Raw genomic sequence first — 22,806 nt, 5'->3', positions numbered from 1 at the left:
AGAACCTGTCGATAGACAGGTCTGCCAGCCTGCGCCCCACCCCCCGCGGACGCCCCGGTTGCGACCAGGGTCCCCGCCAACGGCCAGTATTGCAAGGCGGCGCCGCCGCCGATAAGGCTGTCGCCGGGTAGAGTCGCTGGTCTGCGCCCACGCCGGGCCGTTCGGTGTCCACCGGGCCGCCGGGCGGGCTGTTGCCTGCATGCGCACACCAGCGGCGATGATCGCCGTGCGGGTTATGCTGGCGGCGTTGCCAGGGTGGCCGGCGTCGTTCAGGCCGGGAACACACCAGGAACAAGCCAGGAGGGGCAAGTTTTGCGCATCGGGAAGATTACGGTCGGCTCACTCGATGAGTGGACATTGACCCCGGGCACAGTCATCTCCTGGCACCCGACGGCCGCCGCGGCCGCCAAGGCCCGGCAAGCGCCGATCAGTTCCGTGCCGGTCAGCTACATGCAGGGCCAGCACCTTCGCAACTACTGCGAACGGACCACTGCCGGGCTGAACTTTTCCCGCCAGATCATCGCCAGCTGTGAAGTGCCTGGGCACTGTGACGTGTCTGCCATGGATCATGCACTCAACGCATACCTGCGCCGGCATGACACATTCTGCAGTTGGTTCGAGCACAGCGGCAATGGTGAATTTATTAGACATGCGCTCACCGATCCCGCCGATATTGAATTCGAGGCGATCGATCACGGCCACATGACGGTCGATGAAATACATGCTCATGTCGTCGCCATACCCAGCCCGCTGGAGTGGGGCTGCTTTACCTTCGGGATCATCCAGAACGAGAGCCACTTCACGTTCTTTGCGGCCATGGATCACGTCCACGGCGATGCCACGTTGATCGGCACGACGATGCTGGAAGCCAACGGGATGTATTCGGCGTTGAGTGCAGGCGGTTCGCCGCTGGAGCTGCCCGATGCCGGTAGCTTCGACGACTTCTGCGTCCGCGAGCGCGAGTACACGTCGGAGTTGACGGTGGACTCCCCCGGGGTACGCGCGTGGATGGACTTCGCCGAGAACAACCAGGGCGGCTTTCCCGAGTTCCCGCTCCCGCTGGGCGACCCGGCGGACTCGACCCGCAGCGACATGGCCTCCGAACTCCTGATGGACGCAGCGCAGACGGAGCGATTCGAATCAGCCTGCACGGCGGCGGGCGCCCGCTTCGTCGGCGGCCTGTTCGCCTGCCTTGCCCTGGTGGAACACGAGTTCACGGGGGCTCTGACGTATTACGGGCTTACCCCGAGGGACTCCCGCACCGCCGCGGACAATTTCATGACGCAGGGCTGGTTTACCGGATTGATCCCGATCACCGTCCCGATAGCAGCGGCCTCTTTCGGTGAGGCCGCGTGGGCGGCGCAGACGTCGTTCGATTCGGGTCTGGACATGGCCAAGGTGCCCTATTACCGCGTCTTGGAGTTGGCCCCGTCGTTGAACTGGCCGCAGGCAAACTTTCCGGTGTCGAATTTTCTGCACGGCGGGGCAGCCCCGCTCAACGCCATTCTGGCCGCGGGCGACATGGGCCTCGCGAACAATATCGGTATCTACCCCGATGGCCGGTACTCATACCAATTGACCATCTACATCTTCCGGTATGGGGAGGGCACCGCAATGGCGATCATGCATCCCGATAACCCGGTCGCCCTCAAATCAGCCACCCGCTACATGGAGGCGATGAGGTCCGTGTGCGTGCGGGTCGCTGACAGCGGACACTGGGGACGAGTCGCCTAGCGTGGAGCAGTTCGATGGCTAGGCGGGCGCGGCGCCGCATTGCGCGGTTTGACGGGGCGTCGGCGACGGGCGCCGACGAACCCACACGACTCCGCCAACCGGGGGTGAGGGCGAAATGCGACGGCTAGCCGACTGGGTGGTGCGATGGCCCTGGATGGTGATCGGGATCTGGGTCGCGATCGCGGTCGCGCTGCCATTGACGTTCCCCTCCCTCAGCGAGATGTCCCAGAAGCACCCGCTCGCGATCCTGCCCAGCGATGCGCCGTCGAGCGTCACCGCCCGGAAGATGACCGAGGCATTTCACGAAGCGGGATCCGAAGACCTCCTGTTGGTGGTCCTGACCAATGACAAGGGGCTTGCCCCCCGCGACGAAGCCGTCTACCGCAAGCTGGTGGACACACTGGGCTCGGACACCCAAGACGTCGTCATGCTGCAGGATTTCATCAGCACGCCGCCGCTGCGCTCGGTCGTGACCAGCAAGGACAACAAAGCCTGGGTGCTGCCGGTCGGCGTCGCAGGTGAGCTGGGCACACCACAGTCCTACGCCGCTTTCAACCGCATCGCCGACATCGTCGAACATGCGGTGGCCGGCACCAACCTGACCGCAAACCTGACCGGGCCGGCAGCAACCGTCGCTGACCTCACGGTTGCCGGCGATCACGATCGGCTCCCGATTGAGCTGGCGATCGCGGTCATGGTGCTGATCGTGCTGCTGGTGGTGTACCGCAGCGCGATCACCATGCTGCTGCCGTTGATATCGATCGGGTTATCGCTGGTCATCGCGCAGGCCTGTGTGGCCGGCTATTCCCAACTGACCGGCTCCGGTGTCTCCAACCAGTCCATCGTGTTTCTGAGCGCGATAATGGCCGGCGCCGGAACGGATTACGCGGTTTTCCTGATCAGCCGCTATCACGACCATGTGCGTTCGGGGACGGATGCCGCCGAAGCCGTCAAAAAGGCGATGACCTCGATCGGAAAGGTGATCGCCGCCTCCGCGGCCACCGTTGGCATCACGTTCCTGGTCATCAGCTTTGCCCGCATGGGCGTGTTCAAGACGGTCGGGGCGGCATCGGCGATCGGGATCGGGGTGGCGTTCCTGGCCGCGGTGACGCTGCTGCCGGCGATCCTGGCGATCGCCGGGCCGCGCGGGTGGGTCAAGCCGCGGCGGGAACTGACCGCCCGGTTCTGGCGGCGTTCGGGTATCCGCATCGTGCGCCGGCCAAAGGTGCATCTGGTTGCCAGCCTGCTGGTGCTGACCGCGCTGGCCAGCTGCGTCGGCCTGATCCGCTATAACTACGACGACCGCAAAGCGCTGCCGTCGGCTGCGCCGAGTTCCCTCGGCTACACCGCGCTGGAGCACCACTTCCCGGTGAATCAGTCGATTCCGGAGTACATCCTCATCCAGTCGCCGCGCGACCTGCGCACGCCCGAAGCCCTCGCCGACCTGGAGCAGATGGCGCAGCGCATCAGCCAACTACCGAACGTCGCCGCGATCAGCGGTATCACTCGGCCCACCGGGGCGGTTCCCGACGAGTTCCGGGCCACCTATCAGGCCGGCGCCATCGGTACCTTCCTGGCCGACGGATCCACCCTGATCACCGGTCACTCCAGTGACCTCAACCGGCTGGCCGACGGCGCCGGCACGCTGGCCGACAACCTGCGCGAGGCCCGCAGCCAGATCAAGCAACTCACCGCCAGCGTGCAGGGTCTGGTCGACTCCTTCACCTCGGTGAAGAACCAGCACAGCGGCGACACCCTGGTCAAGGAGGTCGACACCGCGGCCAAGCTGGTCGACCACGTCAACTCGCTCGCCAATGCGATGGGTTGGAACTTCTCCGCCGGCAAGAACATGTTCGGCTGGATCGGCCCGGTGCTGGCGGCGCTGCAGGGCAACCCGGTCTGCGATTTCGACGAGTCCTGCAGCGCCACCCGGGGGGCGTTCGAACGACTGACCGGCGGGCGTGATCAAGAAGACCTCGACGCGATCAACGACTTGGCGGGCCAGCTGGGATCGTTCCAGAACAAGCAGAGCCTGAATGCCTCGGTAGACCAGGTGCGTGCTTCCCTGGCCAACCTCACCAAGTTGATGCATTCCATGGGAATGGACAAACCGGGCGGTCTGCAATCCAGCCTGGGCACCATGCAGGACAACGCCGCGCGCGTCGCCGGCGGCAGCCGGCAGGTGGCGGACGCGGTGAACGAACTGGTGGACCGAGTCAAGCAGATGGGTGCGGGGCTCGACGAGGCGGCGGCGTTTCTGCTGACGCTGAAAGATGGTACGGGGCAACCGGCAATGGCCGGGTTCAATATCCCGCCCCAGGTGCTGCACCTGAAAGAGTTCACCGAGGCCGCGAAGATCTTCATCTCGCCCGACGGCCACTCGGTACGTTACGTGGTCCAAACCAAGCTCAATCCGTTCAGCACCGAAGCGATGGACCAGATCAACACCATCATCGACACCGCCCGGGGAGCCCAACCGAACACGGCATTGTCCGACGCCACGGTGTCGATGGCGGGATACACCGTGAGCCTGCGCGACACCCGCGACTATTACCAGCACGACATCCGGTTCATCATCGCCGCGACCCTGCTCGTCGTGCTGTTGACACTGGTCGCGCTGCTGCGCGCGGTTGTCGCGCCGCTGTATCTGGTTGCTTCCGTAGTGGTTTCCTATCTGTCCGCGGTGGGGATCGGGGTGCTGTTCTTCCAGTTCATGCTCGGCCAGCAGTTGCATTGGAGCGTGCCGCCACTGGCCTTTGTGGTGTTGGTCGCGGTGGGAGCCGACTACAACATGCTGCTGGTGTCACGAATGCGCGACGAGTCGCCGCACAGCATGCGTTACGGCGTGATTCGTACCCTGAGTTCAACCGGCGGTGTCATCACCGCGGCGGGCCTGATCTTCGCGGCCTCGATGTCCGGCCTGTTGTTCTCCAGCATCGGTACCGTGGTTCAGGGCGGTTTCGTGATCGGTGTCGGCATCCTGCTGGATACGTTCCTGGTGCGCACCATCACGGTGCCCGCCATCGCGACCCTGGCCGGCCGGGCGAACTGGTGGCCGTCACGGCTGGTATCGCAGTCCGGGTCGGCCCGTGCGTAGGCGGTTGATGTATGTGAAACTGGAAAACCCGAGTCGTCAGGGGTAGGGATGAAGAAACTCCTCGCAGGAGCTACCGCGCTGGTCACCGTCGGTGCCGCGGGATCCTTTGGCATGGGTGTCACGGTCGCCGACGACACGCCCATCGGCGGACCGTCGACGCCCGGTGCTCCGGGTGACCAGACCGGATACGCCCTCGGTGGCGCTCACGTCCTGGGCATTCCCTACGACGAGTACATCCGCATGGAAGGCGCTGACTGGTTTCCCGGCCAGCAACGACAGATCGTTCGCTACCCGGCGGGGCAGGTCCAGGGCCACGTGTTGGAACGACTCTTCCCGGGCATCGGCGCGATCGGGGAAAAGATCATGCCGGGCTTGGGTCTGGACGGCCCCAGCGTCGGCGAGTCGGTGGACGAGGGAATCGACAACCTGGATGCGGCGTTTCGCACCACCGGCCGCCCCGGTACCGCGATCGGCCTGTCCGAGGGTGGCTTCGTGGTCGATGGCGCGCAGGCCCGGCTGGCCAACGACCCGACCGCTCCCCCGCCGAACACGCTGAACTTCGCCACATTCGGCGACCCGATCGGGCGTCACGCCTTCGGTGAGAGTTTCCTGACCGCTGTGTTCCCGGTCGGCAGCGTGGTTCCCGCACTCGACTACACCATGCCGCCGCCCTACGAAAGCCAGTACGACACCTACAGGTTTGTGGCCGCCTACGACTCGATCGCGGACTTCCCCGACCGACCGGACAACCTCTTCGCCTTCGCCAATACGCTGATGGGCCTGGCCACCGGCCACACCGCGGTGGCCTTCACGAACCCGAGCATGGTGCCGCCGCAGAACATCAGGACCACGATCAACTCCAGGGGTGCCAAAGACACGACGATCATGGTCCCGGAAAAGCACCTTCCGCTCGTCATGCCGTTGGCGTACATCGGGATTGACGAAGACACGCTGAACAAGCTCGACGCGATCCTGATCCCCCGCGTGAATGCCGGCTACTCACGAAACGACGACCCGGAGACCGCGCCGGTTCAGGTGGACCCGGTCAACGGCTTCGACCCCGCGGAGGTCACCGCGCCGGCCAACCAGGCGACGTTCGGCGGTGGCGCCGACCCGCTCTCGCAGATCCTCAGCGGCGCCATGTCCGTGCTGTCCGGTAACAACAAGGGCTGACGTCCGGCGCCTATGTCTTCCTCATCTGTTCTGTCGATGCTGCACGGACGTGCCAGCATGCGGCCGCACGACGTCGCGTTCACGTTCACTGATTACAGCGGCGACTGGGCGGGGGTTCACGAGAGCGTGACCTGGTCACAGCTGTCTCGCCGAACCCTGAATATGGCGCGCGAACTCACCTCCCATGGTTCGGTCGGCGACAGGGCGGTGATCCTGGCCCCCCAGTCTCTGGATTACATCGTCGCGTTCCTGGGATCCATGCAGGCCGGGCTCATCGCGGTTCCGCTGCCGTTGCCGCACCGGGGCTCCAGTCACGAGCGAGTAAGCGCCGTCCTCGCCGACACGGCGCCCTCGGTTGTCCTGACAACCTCGGCGGTCGCGGGCGATATCGCCGAGTATGTCGACGAAGCGCACCTGAACACGGTTCCGAAGATCGTCGAGATCGATTCGATGAATCTGGACGCCGACAGCGGCGGAACAGGGATCCAGGCAACCGATTTTCCCAGCACCGCGTACTTGCAGTACAGCTCGGGTTCAACCCGGCTGCCCACCGGGGTCATGGTGTCGCACCGCAACCTTCAGACCAACTTCGAGCAGTTGATGCGCGGCTACTTCACCGACTGCAACGTCATAGCGCCCTCCGACACCACGATCGTGTCGTGGTTGCCCTTCTACCACGACATGGGTCTGGTGCTGGGGGTCTGCGCGCCGATCCTGAATGGCTGGCGCGGTGAGCTGACCAGTCCGGTTTCGTTCTTGGAGCGGCCGGCCAGGTGGATGCAAGCTCTGGCCGGGAACTCGAACGCGTGGTCAGCGGCGCCCAACTTCGCCTTCGACCTGGCCGCCCGCAAAACCACCGACAATGACCTGGCGGGGCTGGACCTCGGCGGGGTTCTGGGCATCATCAGCGGCGCCGAACGCGTCGAACCGACCACATTGCAGCGCTTTGTCGATCGGTTTTCGCACTTCAACTTCCGCGACCATATGGTGCGACCTTCCTACGGTCTGGCGGAAGCCACCGTCTTCGTGGCGGCCGGCACCTGGAGCGAATCATTGCCGGCCGTTCATTTCGACGTCGGGGAACTGGGGGCGGGTCGCGCGCAGCGGTGTGCGGCCGGGACGGGCACCGCGCTGGTCAAATACCGGGTGCCGCAAGCACCCACGCTCCGGATCGTCGACTGCGACACCCATCGCGAGTGCCCGCAGAACGTGATCGGTGAGATCTGGGTGCATGGCCCCAACGTCGCCGACGGCTACTGGTGCAAACCGACGGAGGACCACTGCTTCGGCGCCACGCTGCGCGACCCGTCACCGGGCACGCCGATTGACCCGTGGCTGAGGACCGGCGACCAGGGCTTCCTCCACGAGGGTGAGCTGTTCATTGTCGGCCGCATCAAAGACCTGCTGATCATCCGCGGACGTAACCACTACCCCGAGGACATCGAGGCGACGGTCCAAGAGATCACCGGTGGACGGGTCGCGGCGATATCGGTTCCGGTGAACGACACCGAGAAGCTGGTCACCGTCATCGAGCTCAAGACCCGCGGCGCTTCCGCCGAGGAGTCGGCGCGCTGGCTCGGCGAGGTCAAGGGCAACGTCACCTCCGCGATATCCACCGCACACGGACTCAACGTCGGCGACCTCGTGCTGGTGGCGCCCGGATCGATTCCCACCACCACCAGCGGCAAGATCCGCCGCGCCGCTTGCGTGGAGCAGTACCGCCAAGGCCAGTTCACCCGGTTGGACGCCTAGGCCGCCGGCACGCGTCGGGCCGGCGCTAGCCGGTGTGGGTCTGCCGGAAGTAGTCCACCGTGCGGCGTACCCCTTCGTCGATCCCGACCCGCGGCCGCCATCCCAGCACCGTCTCGGCGCGGCTGATGTCCAGACAGGACCGTTTCAGATCACCGAGCCGCGGCGGGTGGAAGTCCGGGTCGTCGGATGCCCCGACGGCGGACGCGATCGCGGTGTGCAGCTGCCGGACCGACGTCTCCACCCCGGTGCCGACGTTGAACCGCTGCCCTCCCCCGGCCGGCCCGGAAGCCTGGACGAACGCGTCGACCACGTCGTCGACGAAGACGTAGTCCCGGGTGTCGGAGCCGTCACCGAAAATCTTGGTGCGTTTTCCCGACAGCAGCGCCTGGGCGAAGATGGCGACCACCCCGGCCTCGCCGTGCGGATCCTGCCGCGGTCCGTAGACGTTGCCGGGCGCGATGTGCGAGCACTCCAGCCCGTACATGTTCCGGAAGGTGTTCAGGTAGACCTCGCCCGCCACTTTGCCGGCGGCATAGGGCGAAGCCGGATCCGTCGGGTCATCCTCGGTGGTCGGATAGGCCGGCGGGGTGCCGTAGATGGATCCGCCCGACGACGTGTGCACGACCTTGCGGACACCCGCCTGGCGGGCCGCGTCGGCCAGGCGCACCGTGCCGACAACATTGACCGAGGCGTCGAACTGCGGGTCGGCCACCGAGTGGCGCACATCGATCTGCGCTGCCAGATGGAACACCACCTCGGGCCGATGCTCGGCGAAAATGGCAGCCAGGTCCGCGGTCACGATGTCGGCCTCGACGAACGCGAACCCCGCGTCGTCGCTGAGGTGCTCGATGTTGGTGGCCCGCCCACTGGCGAAGTTGTCCAGGCCGACCACCGCGTGACCGTCGGCCCGAAGGCGGTCGACCAGGGTGGATCCGATGAATCCGGCGGCGCCGGTGACCAGTGCATGCACCGGCCCACCATACCGACCGGTAAGAAAGACCCATGGCCCTGCAGACCGCACGCAACTGGGTCGCCGGTGCAGCGGCGGCCCTGATCGTGGCACAGCTGGTGGTGCGGGGCGTGCTGGCGTTCGGCGGCTATTTCTACTGGGACGATCTGATCTTGATCGGTCGGGCCGGCACCCAGAACCTGTGGTCGGCGTCGTATCTGCTCGACGACCACGACGGTCACGTCATGCCGGCCGCGTTCCTGGTGGCCGGTGTGGTCACCCGGTGCTGGCCGCTGCAGTGGGCGGCTCCGGCGGTCAGCCTGGTGGTGCTGCAACTGCTGGCGTCGTTGGCACTGCTGCGGGCCCTGTGGGTGATGTTGGGCTGGCGCCCGGTGCTGCTCATCCCGCTGACGTTCGCGCTGTTCACACCGCTTGGGCTGCCGGCTTTTGCCTGGTGGTCGGCGGCATTGAACTCGCTGCCGATGCTGGCGGCGCTGGCGTGGGTGTGTACCGACGCCATCCTGCTGGTGCGCACCGGCAACCAGCGCTACGCGGCCACCGGGGTGCTGGTCTATCTGGGTGGTCTGCTGTTCTTCGAGAAGGCCGCGGTGGTCCCGTTCGTCGCCTTCGCGGTGGCGGCCCTGCTCAGCCACGTCCAGGGGGATCGGCGCGCGGTGGCGACGGTGTGGCGGGCCGGTCGCCGATTGTGGACGGCGTCGCTGGCGTTGACCGCCGGATGGATCGTGCTGTACCTGATGGTGGTCAATCAGCGGCGGTGGAGCTCGGATCTGGCGATGACCGGGGACCTACTGCTCCGGTCGATCACTCACGGCGTCGTCCCCGGCCTGGCCGGCGGCCCGTGGGCATGGGACCGGTGGGCCCCGGCCTCGCCGTGGGCCACCCCGGGCCCGGTGGTGATGGCAGTCGGGTGGCTGGCGCTGGCCGGGGTACTGGCGGTGTCGCTGCTGCGCAAGCGGCGCATCGCTGCGGTGTGGCTGGCCGCGGTGGGCTACACGGTGGCCTGCCAGGTGCCGGTTTACCTGATGCGTTCGTCGGCGTTCACCGTGCTGGAGCTCGCGCAGACGCTGCGTTATCTGGCTGATCTGGTGGTGGTGCTGGCGCTGCTGGCGGCCGTCGGGTTGTGCGCCCCGAACCGTGCCGCTCTCCGCTGGCTCGACGCGTCGCCGACCCGCACCGCTGCGACGGCGGGTCTGGCGGTCGCGTTCGTGGCCAGCAGCCTGTACTCGACGTCGACATTTCTGGCGTCCTGGCAAGACAACCCGGCCGAGCCCTACCTGCGCAACGCCCGCCAGAGCCTGGCTGCCGCGCGGGCCGTCTCACCGGCACCGCTGCTTGACCAGGAGGTCGACCCGCTGGTGCTGCAGCGCGTGGTCGGGCCGGAGAACCTGGCCAGTCACCTGTTCGCATTGCTGCCGAACCGGCCGCAATTCGCCTCGGCGACAACGGACTTACGGATGTTCGACAGCACCGGCCGGGTGGTTGACGCCCAGGTGACCTGGGTGCGCACCATCGTGGCAGGACCCGTGCCACGGTGCGGGTATTTCACGCAGCCCGACCAACCGGCCCGGTTGGCGCTCGATGGGCCGCTGCTCCCGGCGGATTGGACCGTCGAACTGAACTACCTGGCGAACCTGGACGGCTCGATGACGCTGTCGTTGTCACAGGGTCCCGCGGTGAAGGTTCCAGTCCATCCCGGGCTCAACAAGGTCTTTGCGCGGTTGCCCGGCGCCGGCGACGACATCACCGCCCGCGCCGACACCGCCGCACTGTCGGTATGCATTGCCGCCGGACCAGTCGGATACCTGGCGCCGCGAAGTTGAGTAGGAATACGCACCCTTGGCAGCTGACCGGGTTGCGAACATTCTCGATATGCAAACACCACACCCACTGCTGCGTACCACCACGGCCTATTTCACCCAGTCCGCGATCTCCTTCGGGGTGTCGTTCGCTGCCCTGGCCATCGGCATCACCTATTTGCCAATCACGGTGTGGCAACGCGGTTTCCTTGCGGTCTGCGGACTGTTCCTGGTGACCAGTTGCTTCAACCTCGCCAAGGTGATCCGCGACCAGCACGAAGCCCAGCAGATCCGCAACCGAGTCGATGAGGCCCGGATGGAGCAGATGTACGTCGACCACAATCCACTCAAAGGCGTCGGCTGACAGCCGGTTCAACTGAGCAGGTCCCCTCGCGAGCAGACGCACAATCGCATGGGCAAAGCCCTCTGCGTGCGATTCTGCGTCTGCTCGCAACGTGTCCGCGGCCGGCACCGAGCCCGCGGCGGTCGGTCGGCATAATGCCCGCATGACCGATGTTCGCGCCCTCGCCCGGCGCGAGCGGATCGCGTTTGCCGAACTGCTGTCGGAATTGACTCCCCGACAATGGGATTCAGCGTCCCTGTGCGACGGATGGACGGTCCGCGAGGTAACCGCCCACACCTTGGCCTACCTCGGACAGAGCCATACCCGGGTGTTCGTCGACATGCTGCGCTTTCGGGGAAACGTCGATCGGCTCAACGCGCACGCGTTGCCGACATACACCGCGCTGAGCACCGACCGGCTGGTGCAGTTGATGCGCCAAGGCATCGAACCGTCCGGCGCAGCGGCCCTCTACGGCGGGCGGGTGGCGTTGATCGAGTGCCTGATCCACCAGCAGGACATCCGCAGGCCGCTGGGGTTGCCCCGGACCATCGACCCCGAGGCGCTGCGGGTCTCGCTGAGCTACGCCCGAATCAGCCCGGTCATCGCCGGTGCCCGCCGCACCCGCGGGGTGCGGCTGATGGCAACCGACCTGGACTGGTCCGCGGGCCGCGGCCCGCAGGTGAACGGACCTGGCGAGGCGTTGCTGTTGGCAATGACCGGACGGCTGGCCGCGGTGCGCCACGAGTTGAGCGGCCCGGGGGTGGCGCAGCTGCGCACTGCGGCGATTTGTTCGCCCCGATCCGGAAGACGGTCGGTTTGATCACCACATTTTAGTGTTACTTTAGAGTACGTTTAATTTTCTTATTTTTTCTGTATGGTCGCTCATTACAGCACTACGCAGTCCGTCTACATCTCCGCCGAAAGGTCAGCCAGATGCCCAACGACCCGGAGCCTCCCCTGCTCGACACCGGCCAAGATGCCCAAGCACCTCGGCTGTTGCGGGTCTCCGAGGCCGCCGCCGCGTATCGCCTCGTCCATCAGCGTGTCGACACGCTGGTCCGCGACCGGGCAGACGTCGCCGAGCTGATGGTGCCGGCGTGTCCCGCGTGGACCGTCCACCAAACGGTTGCCCACCTGGTCGGTGTCGCACAGGACGTGGTGTCCGCCAACCTGGAAGGGGTGGCCTCCGAGTTGTGGACCCAGGCACAGGTCGACCGCCTCAGTCAGCACTGCATCGACGAGTTGCTCGACCTGTGGGCAGAGTCGGTCGACCTGCTGATGGAACGGCTCACCCAGGCAACCCCGGAACTTGCCATCGGGCAGCTCGTTTTCGACCTGCTCACCCACGAACACGACATCCGCGGCGCCCTGGCCGAACCGGGCTCCCGCACCGGTGATCTCGGCTACCAGGCAGCGCTGGGGTTCTTGGCGACGATGTTCGATCTGAACTTCCGACACACCGGCCGATCAGCGATGAGGCTCACCACCCCGTCGATCGGAACTGTGCAACTCGGTGATCCCGGCGCCGCCACGGATCAGCTGGTTATCGAGATCTCCGATTTCGAGGCACTGCGGGCTTTCGGTGGACGGCGCAGCGTGCATCAATTGTCGGTGCTGCCCTGGCACGGAGATCCACCAAATCCGCCGCCCGCCGCCAGAAATCACGCCATACGACCGCCCAGCGACGACCTTGTCGAATGATCGCGGCTCAAGCAATCGCCCACAGATCGTGTCCGTGCATCGGAGCCGCTATGGAGCCGCCTAGGAGAATCGAACTCCTGACCTATTCATTACGAGTGAATCGCTCTACCGACTGAGCTAAGGCGGCACGCCCCGGTAGGACCGGGACCAGGAGAGTTTACAGGTCGGCTCGCAGGGCCTGACCGATGGTGGCGACCATGGCGTCCACGGCGAAACGCGGCTTGACGTTGACGCTGAGCGCCTCGCGGCAGGCCAGCACCGCCTCGATGCAGCGCAGCAGCCGTTCCGGGCTGGCATGTGCGGCCAGCGCCGCCACCTTCTCCGCCAGATCCGGGTGGTTGGACTGCACGGTTCCCGCCCCGGAGGACACCAGCAGCGCGTCGCGAAAGTAGGTGGCCAGGTCGATCAGTGCCCGGTCCAGGGCGTCGCGCGAGGCCCGGGTCTGGCGCGACTTCTGCCGCCGCTCCAGCTCCTTGATGGCCCCGGCCGCCCCACGCATCGCCCCGGCGGCGCCCTTTCCGGTACCCCCGGCACCCAACGCGGTCCGCAACTCCTCGGTTTCGGCTTCGGCCCGCCCGGCGGTCAGGTCGCGGGCCTCGGCCTCGGCGGCGGACACCAGCTCCTCGGCCGCCGAGTACGCACGCGCCGGCGTCGCCGCATCCCGTGCCAGCCCCAACGCCTGCAGCCGGCGCTGGCGCGCCTGCGGATCGGTGGCCAGCCGGCGGGCCCGGCCCACATGGCCCCCGCTGACCGATGCCGCCCACTGCGCGTCCTCGGCGGACAGCCCGTCGATGTCGGCCAGGACGGCGGCGATCGCCGCACTCGACGGCGTGGCCAGGGCCACGTGCCGGCATCGCGAGCGCAGGGTGACCGCCACGTCCTCGGGATCCACCGACGGCGCACACAGCAGGAACACCGTCGACGGCGGCGGCTCCTCGACGACCTTGAGCAGCGCGTTGGCGGCCCCCTCGGTCAACCGGTCGGCGTCCTCGACCAGCACGATCTGCCAGCGACCGGTGTTGGGTCGCCGTGACGCGGTCTGCACGATGGCGCGCATCTCGTCGACGCCGATCGACAACCCCTCGGGAATCACCCGTCGCACATCGGCATGGGTGCCGGCCATCGTCGTCGTGCAGGCATGGCACTGGCCGCACCCGGGCACACCGTCTGACGTGCACTGCAGCGCGGCCGCGAAGCACAGCGCCGCCACCGATCGCCCGGAACCCGGCGGCCCGGTGATCAGCCAGGCATGCGTCATGGCACCCGACGCGGTGGCGCTGTGAGTGGAATCACCTCGCGCCGCCTGCGCAGCGGCCACCAACTCGGCTTCCACCGATTCCTGGCCCACCAGCCGCGCAAAAACCCCGGACATCACCGGCAACAGTAGTGGCCGGGTGCGACAGCTCCGACCCCCGGCAAGGCTTGCGGGTAGCTATTTGGCTACGTTTTCGTCGGCACCGCCCGATACGGTGTGCAAGTGAGCACCGCAGCAGCATTGCCCGCCCGGGTCAGTGCGTTCATACGGTGGGTGGTCCGCACCCCGTGGCCGGTGTTCTCGCTGAGCATCCTGCAGGCCGACATCATCGGCGGCCTGTTCGTGGTTGGCTTTCTGCGCTTCGGTCTGCCGCCCGAGGATCGCATCGAATTGCAGGATTTGCCCACCACCAACCTGGTCATCTTCGTGAGCACGGTGGTGGCGCTGTTCCTTGTGGGTTTCACGGTGAGCCTGCGCCTGTTGGTGCCGGTGTTCCGGTGGCAGCGCCGTGACGGTCTGCTCACCGACGACGACCCGGAAGCCACCGAGCTGGCGCGCTCCCGGGCGCTGCGGATGCCGTTCTACCGGACCTTGATCAGCCTGGGCTACTGGTGCGTGGGCGGCGTCGTATTCATCATCACCAGCTGGCCGGTCGCCGAGCACGCCGTTCCGGTCGTCGCGGTCGCGACCGGCCTGGGCGCCACCGCGACCTCGATCATGGGCTACCTGCAATCCGAACGGGTGCTGCGCCCGGTGGCGGTCGCGGCGCTGCGTGGCGGCATCCCGGAGAATGTCCATGCGCCCGGGGTGATTTGGCGCCAGATGATGACGTGGGCGCTGTCCACCGGTGTCCCGCTGTTGGCGATCGTGCTGGCGGTGGTGGCCGACAAGGCGGCGCTGCTGCAGGCCGACCCGGAAAAGCTGTTCGCCCCGATCCTGCTGATGGCGCTGGCCGCGCTGGGGATCGGCCTGGCCAGCACCGCGTTGGTCGCCATGTCGATCGCCGACCCGCTGCGGCAGCTGCGCTGGGCGCTGGGCGAGGTACAGCGCGGCAATTACAACGCGCACATGCAGATCTACGACGCCAGCGAACTGGGCCTGCTGCAGGCCGGCTTCAACGACATGGTGCGCGACCTGTCCGAGCGGCAGCGGCTGCGGGACCTGTTCGGCCGCTACGTCGGCGAAGACGTCGCCCGACGGGCACTGGAGCGGGGCACCGAGCTGGGCGGCCAGGAGCGCGACGTCGCGGTGCTGTTCGTCGACATGGTCGGCTCCACCCAGCTCGCGGCGACCCGACCGCCCAGCGAGGTCGTCAACCTGCTCAACGAGTTCTTCCGGGTCGTGGTCGACACCATCGGCCGCCACGGCGGCTTCGTCAACAAGTTCCAGGGCGACGCGGCGCTGGCGATCTTCGGCGCACCGATCGAGCACCCCGACGCCGCCGGCGCGGCACTTGCCGCCGCCCGCGAGCTGCACGACGAACTGCTCCCGGTACTCGATGCCACCGAGTTCGGCATCGGGGTGTCATCGGGTCGGGCGATCGCCGGGCATATCGGGGCGCAGGCCCGTTTCGAGTACACGGTCATCGGCGACCCGGTCAACGAGGCCGCCCGACTCACCGAGCTGGCCAAGCTGGAGAACGAGCACGTGCTGGCATCGGCGATCGCCGTCAGTGGCGCGCTGGACGCCGAGGCGTTGCAGTGGGATGTCGGCGAAATCGTCGAACTGCGCGGGCGCGCGGCGCCCACCCAGTTGGCGCGCCCACTGCATCTGGCCGCCAACGACGGCAATACGCCGGACAGCTAGCGACGGACCGTAGGCGGATCTAGCCGCGTTCGAAGACGTCCCGCCACAGCGATGTCGGCGGGGTGAAGTTATTGAGGTCGTCGCCGAGGCTGGGCGGCAGGTTCGCCGCGTCCAGTCCGTCGAAGCCGGTGCCGTCGACGGGGACCAGCTCAGGGAACTGCACGGTTCCGCTGACCAGGTTGTCCGCGTCCGGCCCGATCAGTTGCAGCAGGTTGAGAAATGCCTGATCCATGTCCTGTGACGAGCCGGCGGAAAGCTGAACGGCCGGGACCGCAACGGTCGGCAGCGTCGTGTGATCCGAGGTCGCGGCGACAGCACTCACCCCCGCAAGTGCCATTCCTGCGGCAATGCCGCAACAAACGGCGATCCGCATTTCTCCCCCTCGGAGTCGCCGGGACGACTGGCGTCGCCCTCAACCACTCCAGCATAACTAAGAACTGGCTGAGTAACAAGCCATTTTTGAACGCGGCTGCCTGCGCCTGTGCTGAGACCGGTCGCATCAGCGGACCGGTTGACGCGTCCTACTTCTTGGCGGCTTTCTTCGCCGGCTTCTTGGCCGCGGCTTTGCGGGTCGTCTTCTTCGCGGCACGTTTGACCGGCCCGCGAGCCCGGCGGTCGGCCAGCAGTTCCGCGGCACGCGAGTCGGTGATGGTGGTGACGTCGTCGCCCTTGCGCAGGCTGGCGTTGGTTTCGCCGTCGGTGACATACGGCCCGAAACGGCCGTCCTTGACCACCATCGGATTGCCGGACACCGGGTCGTTGCCCAGCTCGCGCAGCGGCGGAGCCGACGCGGCCTGCCGACCACGACGCTTCGGCTCGGCGTAGAGCTTCAACGCCTCCTCAAGCGTGACGGTGAACAACTGGTCCTCGGTTGCCAGCGAGCGAGAGTCGGTGCCGCGCTTCAGGTATGGGCCGTATCGGCCGTTCTGCGCGGTGATCTCCTCACCGGAGGCCGGGTCCGCTCCCACCACCCGGGGCAGCGACAACAGCCGCAGGGCGTCCTCCAGGGTGACCGTCTCCAGGTCCATGCTGCGCAGCAGCGAGCCGGTCCTGGGCTTCGGGCCGGTGGGCTTTTTACCCTTCTTCGCGGCCTTGCCGGACTCGTCGCCGGGCCCTTCGTCTTCGGGCGGTTCGGGCAGGATCTCGCTGACGTAGGGTCCGTACCGGCCGTCCTTGGCGACGATCTGGTGGCCCGTCTCCGGATCCACGCCCAGCACGCGCCCTTCCTGCGGCGTCGCGAACCGCTGTTCGGCGATGTCGAGGGTCAGTTCGTCGGGCGTTAGCGCATCGTTGAGGTTGGCCCGCTGCGGGGTCGGCTCGCCGTCATCCCCGGTGATCATGCGCTCCAGGTAGGGCCCGTTCTTGCCCACCCGCACATACACCGGCCGGCCTTGCTCGTCGTCGAACAGCTTGATCGAGTTGACTTCGCGGGCGTCGATCCCTTCCAGGTTGACGCCGACCAGCTTCTTCAGCCCGCCGGAACGCGCCACCGAGTCTTCGACGCCGTGATCGCCACCGAAGTAGAAGTTGTTCAGCCAGTTGGTGCGGCGCTCTTGTCCGGAGGCGATCGAGTCGAGTTCGTCTTCCATGGCGGCGGTGAACCCGTAGTCGACGAGTCGCCCGAAATGCTGCTCCAGCAATCCGATGACGGCGAACGCCACCCACGACGGCACCAGGGCGCTGCCCTTCTTGTGCACGTAGCCACGGTCCTGGATGGTCTTGATAATCGACGAATACGTCGAAGGCCGCCCGATACCGAGCTCTTCGAGGGCTTTGACCAGGGACGCTTCGGTGTAGCGGGCCGGTGGGTTGGTGGCGTGACCGTCCGGGGTCAGCTGAGTGGCATCCACCCGCTGACCCTGCGACAGCTGCGGCAGCCGCCGTTCGGCGTCGTCGGCCTCGCCGCCGGCCAGCTCGTCCACGGTCTCCACATAGGCCTTGAGGAACCCGGCGAAGGTGATGGTGCGTCCGCTGGCCGCGAACACGACGTCCTGGCCGCTCGACGCACCGCTGATCCGCAGGCTCAGCGTGGTGCCGCGCGCGTCGGCCATCTGGGAGGCCACCGTGCGCTGCCAGACCAGCTCGTAGAGCCGGAATTCGTCGCCGTCGAGTTCACGTCGCACCGCGTCGGGGGTGGCGAAGGTCTCGCCGGCCGGCCGGATCGCCTCGTGCGCTTCCTGGGCGTTCTTCACCTTGCGGGTGTACTGCCGCGGCGACGGTGACACGTACTCGTCGCCGTAGAGCTGGCGCGCCTGGGTGCGGGCGGCATCGATCGCCGACTGCGACAGCGTCGTCGAGTCGGTACGCATATAGGTGATGTAGCCGTTCTCGTAGAGCCGCTGGGCGATGCTCATCGTCCGCTCGGCGGAGAACCGCAGCTTGCGGCCCGCCTCCTGCTGCAGCGTCGAGGTCATGAACGGCGGATACGGCTTGCGGGTGTAGGGCTTCTCCTCCACCGACGCCACCGACAGCTGTCCGCCGCGTAGGCCCTCGGCCAACCCGTTGGCCGCGGCCTCGTCGAGCACCACCACCTCGCCGGGTTTACGCACCACCCCCAGCGAGTCGAAGTCCCGGCCGGTTGCCACCCGCAGGCCGTCGACACTGGTCAGCCGCGCGCTGAAGGTGGGTGGGACGGCATTCGGGTCGGACACACTGGCGTCCAGCTCAGCGACCACATCCCAGTAGCCGGCGCTGCGGAACGCCATCCGTTCGCGTTCGCGCGCCACGATGATGCGGGTCGCCACCGACTGCACCCGCCCCGCTGACAGCCTGGGTGCAACCTTCTTCCACAGCACCGGGCTGACCTCGTAGCCGTACAGCCGGTCCAGGATGCGCCGGGTCTCCTGCGCGTCGACCAGGTCGATGTCCAGGTCACGGGGGTTTTCCGCGGCGGCCCGGATCGCGGGTTCGGTGATCTCGTGGAAGACCATCCGCTTGACCGGGATACGCGGCTTCAGCGTCTCCAGGAGATGCCAGGCGATCGCCTCGCCTTCGCGGTCACCATCTGTGGCCAGATACAGTTCGTCGACGTCCTTGAGCAGGCTTTTGAGCTCGCTGACGGTCGCCTTCTTGTCGGGGCTGACGATGTAGAGGGGTTCGAAGTCGGAGTCGACGTTGACGCCCAGCCGCGACCAGGGCTCACTTTTGTACTTCGCCGGCACGTCGGCCGCGTTGCGCGGCAGGTCGCGGATATGGCCGCGCGAGGACTCGACGACATAGTTCGAGCCCAGGTAGCCTGCTATTTTGCGGGCCTTGGTCGGCGACTCGACAATGACGAGTCGCCGCACGCTTCCAGCAGGGTTAGCCACCTTGCGCTTACGCTCCACTTCTATCCCAGCAGGTCGAGCGACCGGACGCGTTTCGCCTGTGGATACCTGACAATTTGACACCTCGGGCGAGTCGACGCAAACCGGCTCGGCGTGCGGTCGCTACCCAAACCCCCCGTGAACACCCCCTGGACACCTGCTAAACCTCCGGCCAGCAGGCCTTCGCCTCGGCGATCTCCGGTGGTTCACCCACGTTCTCCAGCAGCCGCATCAGCCGGCGCCGACCGCTGATCCGCAGGGCCGGTCGCGCACCCCGGGTGCCGATCAGGGTCGGAGCGATCCCGACCCGCATCAGCGCCGACGCCAGCGGTGTATAGGTGTCCGGGGCGTGCGGGTCGAGCCCCAGCAGATAGCGGTCGGCCTCGGGTTCACCGGCCGCCAGCGTCCAGGCCCGCAACTCCCGCGACCCGGGCAGCCACTGCGACGGCACCGTCTTGACCGCGCCGCGCGTCCATTGGGCGGCGATGGTGCGCAGCTGCGGATCCACCGCCGTGCGCACCAGCGGGGTGTCCTCATCGGTGCGACTGATCTCGGCGGGCAGTCCCGCCTGCACCATCATGTCCGCCAGCGCCGACGCCCGCCAGAGCTCGTCGACGACCACCGACAACCGGGCCCCGTCACCGACCACAACGATCTGACCGGCGGCCGCCAGCACCCCGGTGAGGTCGGCGACCGCGGGCGGCACCGACTCAGCGGAGAAAAAGGACAGCTGGCTCACGTCACCGACAGTAGGCCAGTCCGGGGCGGGATGGCCTGCCGGTGCGGGCGCGACACCCCGAAAACAGGAAACCCCCCGGCCGACCCCTGATCAGGGGGACTGCACGGGGGGCTGTTGTCGGCGGCGTTCGCTCAGATGGAGCGGACGCCGGTCGCCTGCGGACCCTTGGGGCTCTGGCCGACCTCGAACTCGACCCTCTGGTTCTCCTCAAGGGTGCGGAAGCCGGATCCCTGGATTTCCGTGTAGTGGACAAACACGTCGGCGGACCCGTCCTCGGGTGCGATGAAGCCGAAGCCCTTTTCCGCGTTGAACCACTTCACAGTTCCCTGTGGCATTTGTCGATCTTTTCCTTCTCTTCGTACCCGGTGCGGTGCACCGTTGGTCGGCGCACCGTCTTTCGGTGCCCCGGGCCCCGTCGTGACCGCCCTAACCCTTGTGGTGCCGTCGGACATACCGACCCGCCCTCGCAGGAACTGCGACCGCAACGAAAGATCCTGCGAAAGTGTTACACGACCACAGAAGCTACGACCGCCATCAGTCAATCACGTTCATCGCGCCAGCGACAGTCTCGGTGCCGGATTGGGCAAACAACCGGTTGGCTTACCCCGCTCGCCCGTCACGCGAGCCCGGCGCGGCGTCGTGGCCACCCGATACCGTCGGCGGGTGGCTCGAATCGATCCGAACCGGACCCGCGGGACCGGTGATGGCTGACTTCGGCGCCGAGCTGCTCAGCGCCGCGCTGGCCGGCACGGAGCAGGGTGAGAATCCGCTGCGGCATATCGCAGAGCTGCCGGCACGCCCCGGCGACCGGCAGCGGTGGCCGGATTGGGCCGACCCCACTCTGGTCGCCGCCTTCACCGAGCGGGGTGTCAGCGCGCCCTGGTCGCACCAGTTGCGCGCCGCCGACCTCGCCCACGGTGGCCGACACGTCGTGGTGAGCACCGGTACCGCCTCGGGCAAATCGCTCGCCTATCAACTGCCGGTCCTCCACGCACTGGCCGTCGACCCGCTTGCCCGCGCGCTGTACCTGTCACCGACGAAGGCCCTCGGCCACGACCAGCTGCGCGCCGCCCACGCGCTGTCCACGGCGGTTCCGCGGCTGCAGGACGTGGCGCCGACCGCGTATGACGGCGACAGCCCCACCGAGGTGCGCCGCTTTGCCCGCGAGCGGTCCCGGTGGTTGTTCTCCAACCCGGACATGGTGCACCTGTCGCTGCTGCGTAACCATGCCCGCTGGGCGGTCTTCCTGCGCGGTCTGCGTTTCGTTGTCGTCGACGAATGCCATTACTACCGGGGAATTTTCGGCTCGAATGTGGCGATGGTGCTGCGCCGCCTGCTGCGCCTGTGCGCACGGTATTCAGCCGACCGGGCGACGTTGCCGACGGTGATCTTCGCCAGCGCCACCACCGCCGCGCCGGGTGCGACGGCCTCGGCGCTGATCGGCCAGCCGGTCGAGGAGGTCACCGACGATGGTTCGCCGCAGGGTTCGCGCACGGTGGCGATGTGGGAGCCCGCCCTGCGCACCGACATCAACGGCGAAAACGGTGCCCCGGTCCGCAGGTCCGCCGGCGCCGAAGCCGCCCGGGTGATGGCCGACCTGGTAGCCGAGGGTGCCCATACGCTGACGTTCGTGCGGTCGCGCCGCACCGCCGAGCTGACCGCGCTGGGGGCCCGCGCGAGGCTGCACGACATTGCCCCGGATCTGGCCGACAAGGTGGCCTCCTATCGGGCCGGCTACCTCGCCGAGGACCGCCGCGCCCTGGAACGGGCACTGGCCGAGGGTGAGCTGCGCGGGCTGGCCACCACCAACGCCCTGGAATTGGGTGTCGACATCGCCGGCCTGGACGCCGTCGTGCTCGCGGGCTTCCCGGGAACGGTCGCGTCGTTCTGGCAGCAGGCCGGCCGATCGGGGCGCCGTGGCCAGAGCTCGCTGATCGTGCTGATCGCCCGCGACGACCCCCTGGACACCTATCTGGTGCATCATCCCGAGGCGCTGCTGGCCAAGCCGATCGAACGGGTGGTGATCGATCCGACCAACCCCTACGTGTTGGGGCCGCAGGTGCTCTGCGCAGCCACCGAACTTCCGCTCGACGATGTCGAGGTCCGGGCGCTGGGCGCCGAGCAGGTGGCGGCGTCCCTGGTGGACGACGGGCTGCTGCGGCTGCGATCGGGCCGGTACTACCCGGCACCCGATGTCGATCCGCATGCCGCCGTCGACATCCGTGGCACCGCGGGGGGTCAGATCGCCATCGTGGAGGCCGGCACCGGCCGGCTGTTGGGCGGCGTGGGTGCCGGTCAGGCTCCGGCGCAGGTGCACCCCGGCGCCGTGTACCTGCATCAGGGCGAGGTGTACCTGGTTGACTCGCTGGACTTGGAGAGCGGTGTCGCGTTCGTACACGGCGAGGATCCGGGATATTCGACATTCGCACGCGAACTCACCGACATCGCCGTCACCGGCGTCGGCGAGCTGCAGACGTTCGGGTCGGTGCGGCTCGGACTGGTCCCGGTCACGGTGACCAACCAGACCGTCGGATACCTGCGCCGCGGCCTGGACGGCGAAGTGATCGACTTCATCGAGCTGGATCTGCCCGCACGCACCCTGCCCACCACCGCGGTCGTATACACGATTACTCCAAAATCATTGGAAGACAACGGCATTGACATTTCACGGATCCCGGGCTCGTTGCACGCCGCCGAGCACGCGGCGATCGGCCTTTTGCCGTTGGTGGCCAGCTGCGACCGCGGGGACATCGGCGGCCTGTCCACCGCGGTGGGACCCGACGCCCTCGGCGGGCTGCCCAGCGTGTTCGTCTACGACGGTCACCCGGGCGGGGCGGGATTCGCCGAGCGAGGATTCCGTTCGGCGACTACCTGGTTGGACGCGACCGCGGCGGCCATTGACTCATGCGAGTGCCCGCACGGCTGTCCGTCCTGCGTGCAGTCCCCCAAATGCGGCAACGGCAACGAGCCGCTGGACAAGCCCGGCGCCGTGCGGATACTGCGACTGGTGCTCAACGAATTAGCGCGCCACACCTGAGAACCACAGCTGGACGACGACCGGACCCCTCGAACGGTCGACTACGACGGGTACAGCCGAAAACTACCCGGCCGCATCGCCTGGATGCAACTCAGCTG

Annotated in this window: 16 protein-coding genes and 1 tRNA gene; 10 read left to right on the top strand and 7 right to left on the bottom strand. The window is 67.2% G+C overall.

Features of this window, described 5'->3' with window-relative positions; genetic code table 11:
* Positions 1–312 precede the first annotated feature (312 nt).
* The 4 genes from AC5Y36_RS17750 to AC5Y36_RS17735 all read left to right on the top strand — a co-directional run bounded on the left by AC5Y36_RS17750 (position 313) and on the right by AC5Y36_RS17735 (position 7,756).
* On the top strand, positions 313–1,734 hold the full coding sequence (locus tag AC5Y36_RS17750; protein WP_500042253.1) for a condensation domain-containing protein: 1,422 nt from the start codon (positions 313–315) through the stop codon (positions 1,732–1,734).
* A gap of 115 nt (positions 1,735–1,849) precedes the next feature.
* Positions 1,850–4,831, top strand: a complete 2,982-nt coding sequence (locus AC5Y36_RS17745) for an MMPL/RND family transporter (RefSeq protein WP_500042245.1) — start codon at positions 1,850–1,852, stop codon at positions 4,829–4,831.
* A 48-nt stretch (positions 4,832–4,879) separates the two neighbouring features.
* The gene (pe, locus tag AC5Y36_RS17740) at positions 4,880–6,004 is read left to right on the top strand and encodes an acyltransferase PE (RefSeq protein WP_500042244.1); all 1,125 of its coding nucleotides are present in this window, start codon (positions 4,880–4,882) and stop codon (positions 6,002–6,004) included.
* Between the two features lie 12 nt (positions 6,005–6,016).
* Positions 6,017–7,756 (top strand): AMP-binding protein, encoded by a 1,740-nt coding sequence (locus AC5Y36_RS17735; protein WP_500042243.1) that lies wholly within the window; start codon positions 6,017–6,019, stop codon positions 7,754–7,756.
* A 25-nt stretch (positions 7,757–7,781) separates the two neighbouring features.
* On the opposite strand, the gene AC5Y36_RS17730 is transcribed toward AC5Y36_RS17735, so the two are convergent.
* The gene (locus AC5Y36_RS17730; protein WP_500042242.1) at positions 7,782–8,726 is read right to left on the bottom strand and encodes a GDP-mannose 4,6-dehydratase; all 945 of its coding nucleotides are present in this window, start codon (positions 8,724–8,726) and stop codon (positions 7,782–7,784) included.
* A 32-nt stretch (positions 8,727–8,758) separates the two neighbouring features.
* Here AC5Y36_RS17730 and AC5Y36_RS17725 point away from each other — a divergent pair, with 32 nt between their 5' ends.
* From AC5Y36_RS17725 to AC5Y36_RS17710, 4 genes are all read left to right on the top strand, one after another.
* The gene (locus AC5Y36_RS17725) at positions 8,759–10,546 is read left to right on the top strand and encodes a hypothetical protein (RefSeq protein WP_500042241.1); all 1,788 of its coding nucleotides are present in this window, start codon (positions 8,759–8,761) and stop codon (positions 10,544–10,546) included.
* Positions 10,547–10,595: 49 nt separating this feature from the next.
* Positions 10,596–10,886: a YiaA/YiaB family inner membrane protein gene (locus AC5Y36_RS17720; RefSeq protein WP_500042240.1), complete on the top strand. Its 291-nt coding sequence runs from the start codon at positions 10,596–10,598 to the stop codon at positions 10,884–10,886.
* Positions 10,887–11,028: 142 nt separating this feature from the next.
* Complete coding sequence (locus tag AC5Y36_RS17715; RefSeq protein ID WP_500042239.1) at positions 11,029–11,685, top strand: maleylpyruvate isomerase family mycothiol-dependent enzyme; 657 nt, start codon at positions 11,029–11,031, stop codon at positions 11,683–11,685.
* A gap of 113 nt (positions 11,686–11,798) precedes the next feature.
* Positions 11,799–12,566 (top strand): maleylpyruvate isomerase N-terminal domain-containing protein, encoded by a 768-nt coding sequence (locus AC5Y36_RS17710; protein WP_500042238.1) that lies wholly within the window; start codon positions 11,799–11,801, stop codon positions 12,564–12,566.
* Positions 12,567–12,617: 51 nt separating this feature from the next.
* Here AC5Y36_RS17710 and AC5Y36_RS17705 read toward each other — a convergent pair.
* Positions 12,618–12,693 (bottom strand) — tRNA-Thr (locus AC5Y36_RS17705).
* Positions 12,694–12,723: 30 nt separating this feature from the next.
* Positions 12,724–13,938 (bottom strand): DNA polymerase III subunit delta', encoded by a 1,215-nt coding sequence (locus AC5Y36_RS17700; RefSeq protein WP_500042237.1) that lies wholly within the window; start codon positions 13,936–13,938, stop codon positions 12,724–12,726.
* A 105-nt stretch (positions 13,939–14,043) separates the two neighbouring features.
* Between AC5Y36_RS17700 and AC5Y36_RS17695 the strand changes: the two genes are divergently transcribed.
* Positions 14,044–15,627, top strand: coding sequence for an adenylate/guanylate cyclase domain-containing protein (locus AC5Y36_RS17695; protein WP_500042236.1), 1,584 nt, complete (start codon positions 14,044–14,046; stop codon positions 15,625–15,627).
* 19 nt (positions 15,628–15,646) lie between these two features.
* Here AC5Y36_RS17695 and AC5Y36_RS17690 read toward each other — a convergent pair whose 3' ends face one another.
* The 4 genes from AC5Y36_RS17690 to AC5Y36_RS17675 form a co-directional block, all read right to left on the bottom strand.
* Positions 15,647–15,949: a hypothetical protein gene (locus AC5Y36_RS17690; protein ID WP_500042235.1), complete on the bottom strand. Its 303-nt coding sequence runs from the start codon at positions 15,947–15,949 to the stop codon at positions 15,647–15,649.
* Positions 15,950–16,148: 199 nt separating this feature from the next.
* A complete protein-coding gene (topA, locus tag AC5Y36_RS17685) occupies positions 16,149–18,959 on the bottom strand; it encodes a type I DNA topoisomerase (RefSeq protein ID WP_500042252.1) in 2,811 nt (936 codons plus the stop codon).
* Positions 18,960–19,092: 133 nt separating this feature from the next.
* Positions 19,093–19,671, bottom strand: a complete 579-nt coding sequence (locus tag AC5Y36_RS17680) for a hypothetical protein (RefSeq protein ID WP_500042234.1) — start codon at positions 19,669–19,671, stop codon at positions 19,093–19,095.
* 131 nt (positions 19,672–19,802) lie between these two features.
* Complete coding sequence (locus AC5Y36_RS17675; RefSeq protein ID WP_003925183.1) at positions 19,803–20,006, bottom strand: cold-shock protein; 204 nt, start codon at positions 20,004–20,006, stop codon at positions 19,803–19,805.
* Positions 20,007–20,374: 368 nt separating this feature from the next.
* Here AC5Y36_RS17675 and AC5Y36_RS17670 point away from each other — a divergent pair, with 368 nt between their 5' ends.
* Complete coding sequence (locus AC5Y36_RS17670; RefSeq protein ID WP_500042233.1) at positions 20,375–22,708, top strand: DEAD/DEAH box helicase; 2,334 nt, start codon at positions 20,375–20,377, stop codon at positions 22,706–22,708.
* The last annotated feature ends 98 nt before the right edge of the window (positions 22,709–22,806 follow it).

Source organism: Mycobacterium sp. NGS50, from assembly GCF_059812545.1.
This window is presented reverse-complemented; position numbering and strand designations above follow the sequence as displayed.

Bases quoted from the DNA above. Each gene is read 5' to 3' on its own strand.
- AC5Y36_RS17745 (WP_500042245.1), top strand. From the start codon at position 1,850: ATGCGACGGCTAGCCGACTGGGTGGTGCGATGGCCCTGGATGGTGATC.
- pe (WP_500042244.1), top strand. From the start codon at position 4,880: ATGAAGAAACTCCTCGCAGGAGCTACCGCGCTGGTCACCGTCGGTGCC.
- AC5Y36_RS17735 (WP_500042243.1), top strand. From the start codon at position 6,017: ATGTCTTCCTCATCTGTTCTGTCGATGCTGCACGGACGTGCCAGCATG.
- AC5Y36_RS17725 (WP_500042241.1), top strand. From the start codon at position 8,759: ATGGCCCTGCAGACCGCACGCAACTGGGTCGCCGGTGCAGCGGCGGCC.
- AC5Y36_RS17720 (WP_500042240.1), top strand. From the start codon at position 10,596: ATGCAAACACCACACCCACTGCTGCGTACCACCACGGCCTATTTCACC.
- AC5Y36_RS17715 (WP_500042239.1), top strand. From the start codon at position 11,029: ATGACCGATGTTCGCGCCCTCGCCCGGCGCGAGCGGATCGCGTTTGCC.
- AC5Y36_RS17710 (WP_500042238.1), top strand. From the start codon at position 11,799: ATGCCCAACGACCCGGAGCCTCCCCTGCTCGACACCGGCCAAGATGCC.
- AC5Y36_RS17700 (WP_500042237.1), bottom strand. From the start codon at position 13,938: ATGTCCGGGGTTTTTGCGCGGCTGGTGGGCCAGGAATCGGTGGAAGCC.
- AC5Y36_RS17675 (WP_003925183.1), bottom strand. From the start codon at position 20,006: ATGCCACAGGGAACTGTGAAGTGGTTCAACGCGGAAAAGGGCTTCGGC.
- AC5Y36_RS17670 (WP_500042233.1), top strand. From the start codon at position 20,375: ATGGCTGACTTCGGCGCCGAGCTGCTCAGCGCCGCGCTGGCCGGCACG.